Source organism: Paenarthrobacter sp. RAF54_2 (genome assembly GCF_052113945.1).
In the GTDB taxonomy this organism is placed as follows: Bacteria; Actinomycetota; Actinomycetes; order Actinomycetales; family Micrococcaceae; genus Arthrobacter.
Map to the genome: position 1 here is coordinate 1 of NZ_JBFRDV010000051.1, position 5,616 is coordinate 5,616.

A 5,616-nucleotide genomic window follows, 5' to 3' on the forward strand; every position below is an offset into this window, starting at 1 on the left:
CCTACTCCCGCCCGTACCGATCAGAGACCGAGCGTGTTGCCGCCTTCGCGGACTGGCTCCATCACTACAATCATCATCGAGGCCACACCTCACTCAAAGGTCAGCCACCAGCCAGCCGCGTCACCAACCTCCGTGGGCAATACATCTAGCCCGCGGCCACGACTGCGAGCGCATCCTCCACAGTGTCCACCAGGAAGATCCTCTCCGCCATGGGCCTCCCGGCAGCGAGGCTCCGCAGCATCGGCCACGCCGGGTAGGTCTGTTCCCAATGATCGCGGCCCACCAGGACCATGGGAGTGATGGTTTCGGGGGCGCCGTAATAGTTTTCGCAGGCGTCCTGGAAGATCTCCTGCACGGTTCCGGCGGAACCCGGCAGGAACACGATCCCACCGTTGCAAAGCTCCAGGAGGATCGCTTCCCGGATCGCGTTGGCGAAGTACTTCGCGATGTGGGTTGCGAACAGGTTTGGTGGCTCGTGGCCGTAGAACCACGTGGGTATGCCGAGCGTCGCGGTGCCTTCCGGGTAACGTTCGACGACGGCGGCTGCTTGCCGCGCCCAAGCCGTCACCGAGGGCCTGAACCCGGGGATGGAAGCGAGCGTTTGCAGGGCTGCGGTGGAATCGGCGTCTGGCAGTCCGCTGAGGTAGGCGCCCATATTGGCTGCTTCCATAGCGCCGGGACCACCGCCGGTGGCTACCGTGAATCCGGCTTGCGCGAGCAAGCGACCCAGCCGCGCGGCGTCGTCGAATTCCTTGGTTCCGCGCTGGGCGGCGTGTCCTCCCATGACGCCTACCAGCTTGGTACCGGATAGCTCACCGTCTTGCAGCAGTTCGTCCAGGGCATCGCCAATGGCGTGGTCGTGGAGGGCTGCGGCGAGCGTCGCGTCCAGGCTTGCCCGCTTGCCTGGAAGGATGCTCCACTCATAAATCCTTGCGTCCAGGGTGGCTTCATACTCGGTAGCGGAAATGTCCTCGTAGAGTTCCCTTGCTGTGTAGAGGGTGCCGCGGTACGGGTTGAACGGTACGCCGCGCATCTTGGGAAAGATGAGCGCGCCGCGGCTTCGCAGGCTCTCCTCGATGCCGTCGTCGAATGTGCATCCCAGGAAGATAGCGCCCTGCGGGTCCATCATTTTTAGTTCCCGTGAACGTCCGCGGAGGTCCAGCGACTGTGCGTGCCAGCCGTGCATGGACCCGGCCCCGGAACTGACCAGCTTGTCGAAATGGACGATGCTTTCGACGTCGAGCGTCCGTGGACTTGGGTTCAAGGCACCGGAGGGATTCATGGCATCAGCGTAGTAGCGCTCAGCGGCTTGCGTCCCGTTTACGTGTGGGCGATGTTCCGTTGCATGATGAAGCATGAAGACTTCAGATGAGGGCGGCGCCGGCGCCCGGCCGCGTATCGGAGTTCCGGTCCGCCTTAGCAGCTCGGACAATCCCGACGCCCGCGTGGGCGAAGCCAACCAACTGTTCACCTTTATTGTGGATTTGCTCCGTGAAGCCGGTGCACAGCCGGTGTTGCTGACCCCCATTTCGGCCGACAGCGCCGGGCGTCTGGCCTCCGTCATGAAAACGCTCGACGGCGTGCTGCTGCCCGGTGGCGGGGACCTGGAACCGCGTCTTTATGGCCAGGATCCGGAGGACTCGGTATATGACGTCAATCCGGAACAGGATCACCTGGACATTGACGTCGCCCGGGCCACGATCGACGCCGGCCTTCCGCTGCTGGGGATCTGCCGCGGCCATCAGTTGTTGAACGTGCTTTACGGCGGGACGTTGATCCAGGACATGGCACCGTCGGCCGTCAACCACAATGGATTGAATCCCCACGATCCCGCGGCCAATGAGTGGGCATGGCACGACGTCGTGCTGGTACCCGGTTCGAAGACCGCCGCCCTCTATGGCGCGCCGGAAGGGACGTCCATCAAGATCGCTTCCGGGCATCACCAGGCCGTGGCCAGGGTGGGTGAAGGCCTGATGGTGACGGCGATCGCCGACGACGGCACGGTGGAAGCGCTTGAAGATCCTTCCCGTTGGGTTGCCTCCGTGCAGTGGCATCCGGAAGCTTCCCAGCTTCCGGATGCGGAACGGTTGGCGCCTTTTAAAGCGTTCGTGGAAGTGTGCCGGAACCCTGTTCAGGCCCGGCCCGGAGGAGTACAGTAGCGCTCACTGCATCGCTTTCCGTTCCTCTGAGAGCTCGGCTAGCGCATAACTCCATTCGAATGACGTCCCGATGGGCGTCGTAAGTTTGCCGGCTGGGGGGCCCAACATCTGCTCAAAGGAGCATGGTTGTGGACCGTCCAAAATACGTCCGTCGTGCGAATCGGCAAGCTCATTTTTTCAGCCTTCTGGGTTTTATCTTTAGTCCGGCTCTGGCCTTCGCGGGACTCGTCGCATTTTCCGCCACCCCTGCGGTGTCAGCCGTACCGCCGTGCGCAGGAACCGGCGGCGCCATGCAGATCGTGGCCCACACGGACGATGACCTGATTTTCCTGAGCCCCGATTTCATGAGGGATATCCAGGCCAAACGCTGCGTCCAAACCGTGTTCACCACTGCGGGCGAGGCCGGCGAGGGCGCTTCGTACTGGAAGGGCCTGGAAGCTGGAATCAGGGCCAGTTACTCCAAGATGGCAGGGGTGTCTGATTCGTGGACCACCTCGGACGCAGGCGTTCCCAACCGGCCGCTGACTATGCAAACCCTCAATGGCGCGCCCAACATCTCTGTGGTGTTCATGCGGCTCCCCGATGGTTTCCCGAATGGTGATGGCAGTGCGGCGTACAACGACCAGAGCATTCTCAAACTCTGGGATGGACGGCTTTCCTCCATCAGGCCCGTGGACAATGCCGCCACGTTCACCAAGTCCCAGTTCCAGACTGCGTTGAACCGGCTGGTGGCCAACTTCCAACCGACCACGTTCCGTACCCAGGATTGGACCGGCAACTTTAACAACCCCTACGACCACAGCGACCAYTGGGCAACCGCCAAATTCGCCCAGTTGGCTACCCGCAGCTACACCGGCCCCCACACTTCCCTGGCCTACGATGCGTACGTGATTGACGAGTACCCCCAGAATGTGACGGGTGCTGAACTCACTGCGAAGGTGGACACCTTCGTGCGATTCGCGGATTTCGACATGTATATCTGCAGCAGTCCCGGCGAAGGTTGCCCCGATTCCCCCTACGACGAGTGGCTGAAGCGGCAATACATCACAGCCATTGAGTGGGTGGGCAATGCCGCGAAATCTGCAGGGACCACCGTCACGGCGTCATCCCAGAAAGCAGCAGCCCAGAGTCCGGAGAAGGCCCGGGATGGGTACGACTGGGGCGCTCCCATGGACGCAACCCGTGAGTGGGTAACAGCCGGCGAAAAGGCAGGCAGTTGGATTCAATACAACTTCTCCCCCACAAGGACCATCAACGCGGTGACCTTGTTCGACCGGCCGCTCCTCTCGGACCAAATCACCGGAGGAAACCTGTTGTTCTCGGACGGAAGCACAGTGACAGTCCCTGCCCTTCCCAATAATGGCTCCGGACTCACCATCAACTTCCCGGCAAAGACCGTGAGCTCTGTGCGTTTGAACATCACCTCAGTCAGCTCCAGCACCACCAACGCCGGTCTGGCCGAGTTTGAGGCGTATCTGGGAACGGACAACGTTGCCCCCGTGGTCACTGCGACGCCTCCGGGTGGAACATACGCTGTGGGTCAATCCATCACCCTCACCGCCAATGAGACGGCGACGATCTACTACACCACGGACGGCAGCAACCCCACGACGGCGAGCAGCAAGTACGCCAGCCCCATCCCGCTGAATGGCCCGATGACCCTGAAGTACTTCGCCGTTGACGGCGCCAACAATTCCTCGGTCGTGGCCACCCAGACGTACTCCACGGGCCCTGACATCACCAAACCTGTTGTGACAGCCAACCCTGTAGGGGGCGCCTATCCTGCAGGTACCACCATCACGTTGTCCGCCAACGAACCAGCGGAAATCCGTTACACCGCAGACGGCACCGATCCCCTCACAGCCGGCCTGGTGTACACCGCGCCAATAACGTTCAATGGGCCCGGCCCCATGACCCTGAAGTACTTCGCCAAGGATACGGCTGGAAATACCTCCGACGTCGCAACACAGACCTACACGATTCCGCCGGACACGACGGCTCCTGTTGTGACGGCCAATCCCACCGGACGGGCCCTGGCCAGCGGCGCCACGATCACGCTGAGCGCCAACGAGCCTGGGGCGGCCATCTATTACACGACGAACGGCAGCACCCCCACGGCCACGGAATCTGCTACCAACATCAAGTACTCCAGCCCGATTGTGATGGGCAGCTCCACGCTGACGCTCAAATACATAGGCGTGGATACCGCAGGCAACACCTCGCCCGTGGGCACCCAGACGTACACCGTTCCCGCAGCCGGACCGCCGTCGGCCCATGACTTCAACGGTGACGGCCGCGCTGACGTCCTGGCGGCTGATACCGCCGGGAACCTGTACCTGTATCCCGGCAACGGCGCAGGTGGACTCGGCCCACGGCAACTCGCCTTGCCTGCACCCGCCTGGTCAGCCAACACGGACACCATCACCCCGGGCGATTTCAACAGCGACGGGAAGCCCGACGTCCTGGCACGATCCGGGGACGTCCTATGGTTCTACCCCGGTGATGGCGCCGGCAGCTTTGGCGCCCGGAAGCAGGTCAGCATCGGTTGGAGCACCATGACGCAGATCTTCTCACCAGGGGATTTCAGCGGTGACGGTATTCCCGATCTCATGGCACGTCGCAGCAACGGCGACCTCCGTTTGTATGAAGGAAATGGCGCTGGAGGACAGCGGACCCCCTATACCGTCGGCTGGGGTTGGGGCGTCATGAACTCCATCTTCAGCAGCGGCGATTTCAATGGTGACGGCAAGGCAGATGTACTGGCGCGGCGCACTGATACAGGCGCATTATGGCTATATCCGGGCAATGGTTCCGGGGGCTGGCTGCAATGGACGCAGATCGGGACGGGCTGGGGAACCCGTACTGCGCTGGCCGGACCACGGGACCTTGACGGCGACGGTAAGAACGACGTCGTAGGCCGCATCGGAGACACTTTGTGGCTCTATCCCGGATCGGGAAGCGGAACGCTCAGCAACGTTCCGCCCGTTAGCCTCGGTACGGGTTGGCAGGCCATGAAGGTCATCGGCTGATCAGCCCCCATATACCTGGCGCGGGTCGGAGTTTTCCCCCAGACTCATCCGGCCCGCGTCAGCCACGTCCGATCCTCTCTCAGATCGACGCCCCTCCCGCCCGATCCTCTCTCACATCGACGCCCCTCCCGCCCGATCCTCTCTCACATCGAGGCCCCTTTTGGCCGATCCTCTCTCACCGCCGGGACTCGAGGTCCCGACGTCCGCACTCAGGTCAGGTGCCGACGTCGTGGCTTTCCTGAAGCAAGGGAGGGAGGAACGCCCCCAATGCCCAAGGACGTGAGAGAAGATCTGCGGTCGTATGGTTTTGTGAGACAGCTTGATGGGAGCTTCACTTCAGATGACCACGCCCAGAAGAAAATACGATGCCGCTTTCCGTGAGGACGCTGTGCGGCTTGTTTTGTCCACGAACCGGTCGGTGAAACAGG

Annotated in this window: 3 protein-coding genes and 1 pseudogene; 3 read left to right on the forward strand and 1 reads right to left on the reverse strand. The window is 62.2% G+C overall.

Annotated elements, in window-relative coordinates:
• Positions 1 to 149 (forward strand): annotated as a pseudogene (locus AB4Y87_RS25775) (IS481 family transposase); the annotation flags it as partial.
• Here AB4Y87_RS25775 and AB4Y87_RS25780 read toward each other — a convergent pair.
• Positions 146 to 1,282, reverse strand: a complete 1,137-nt coding sequence (locus AB4Y87_RS25780; RefSeq protein WP_442007065.1) for an LOG family protein — start codon at positions 1,280 to 1,282, stop codon at positions 146 to 148. The pseudogene AB4Y87_RS25775 and the gene AB4Y87_RS25780 overlap by 4 nt on opposite strands.
• 73 nt (positions 1,283 to 1,355) lie before the next feature.
• Here AB4Y87_RS25780 and AB4Y87_RS25785 point away from each other — a divergent pair, with 73 nt between their 5' ends.
• Together AB4Y87_RS25785 and AB4Y87_RS25790 are read left to right on the forward strand one after the other, a co-directional pair.
• Positions 1,356 to 2,159, forward strand: coding sequence for a gamma-glutamyl-gamma-aminobutyrate hydrolase family protein (locus tag AB4Y87_RS25785; RefSeq protein ID WP_442007066.1), 804 nt, complete (start codon positions 1,356 to 1,358; stop codon positions 2,157 to 2,159).
• Between the two features lie 290 nt (positions 2,160 to 2,449).
• Positions 2,450 to 5,188, forward strand: coding sequence for a chitobiase/beta-hexosaminidase C-terminal domain-containing protein (locus AB4Y87_RS25790; RefSeq protein ID WP_442007067.1), 2,739 nt, complete (start codon positions 2,450 to 2,452; stop codon positions 5,186 to 5,188).
• Positions 5,189 to 5,616 lie beyond the last annotated feature (428 nt).

Coding starts and splice junctions, on each gene's coding strand:
- AB4Y87_RS25780 (WP_442007065.1), bottom strand. CDS start 1,282: ATGAATCCCTCCGGTGCCTTGAACCCAAGTCCACGGACGCTCGACGTC.
- AB4Y87_RS25785 (WP_442007066.1), top strand. CDS start 1,356: ATGAAGACTTCAGATGAGGGCGGCGCCGGCGCCCGGCCGCGTATCGGA.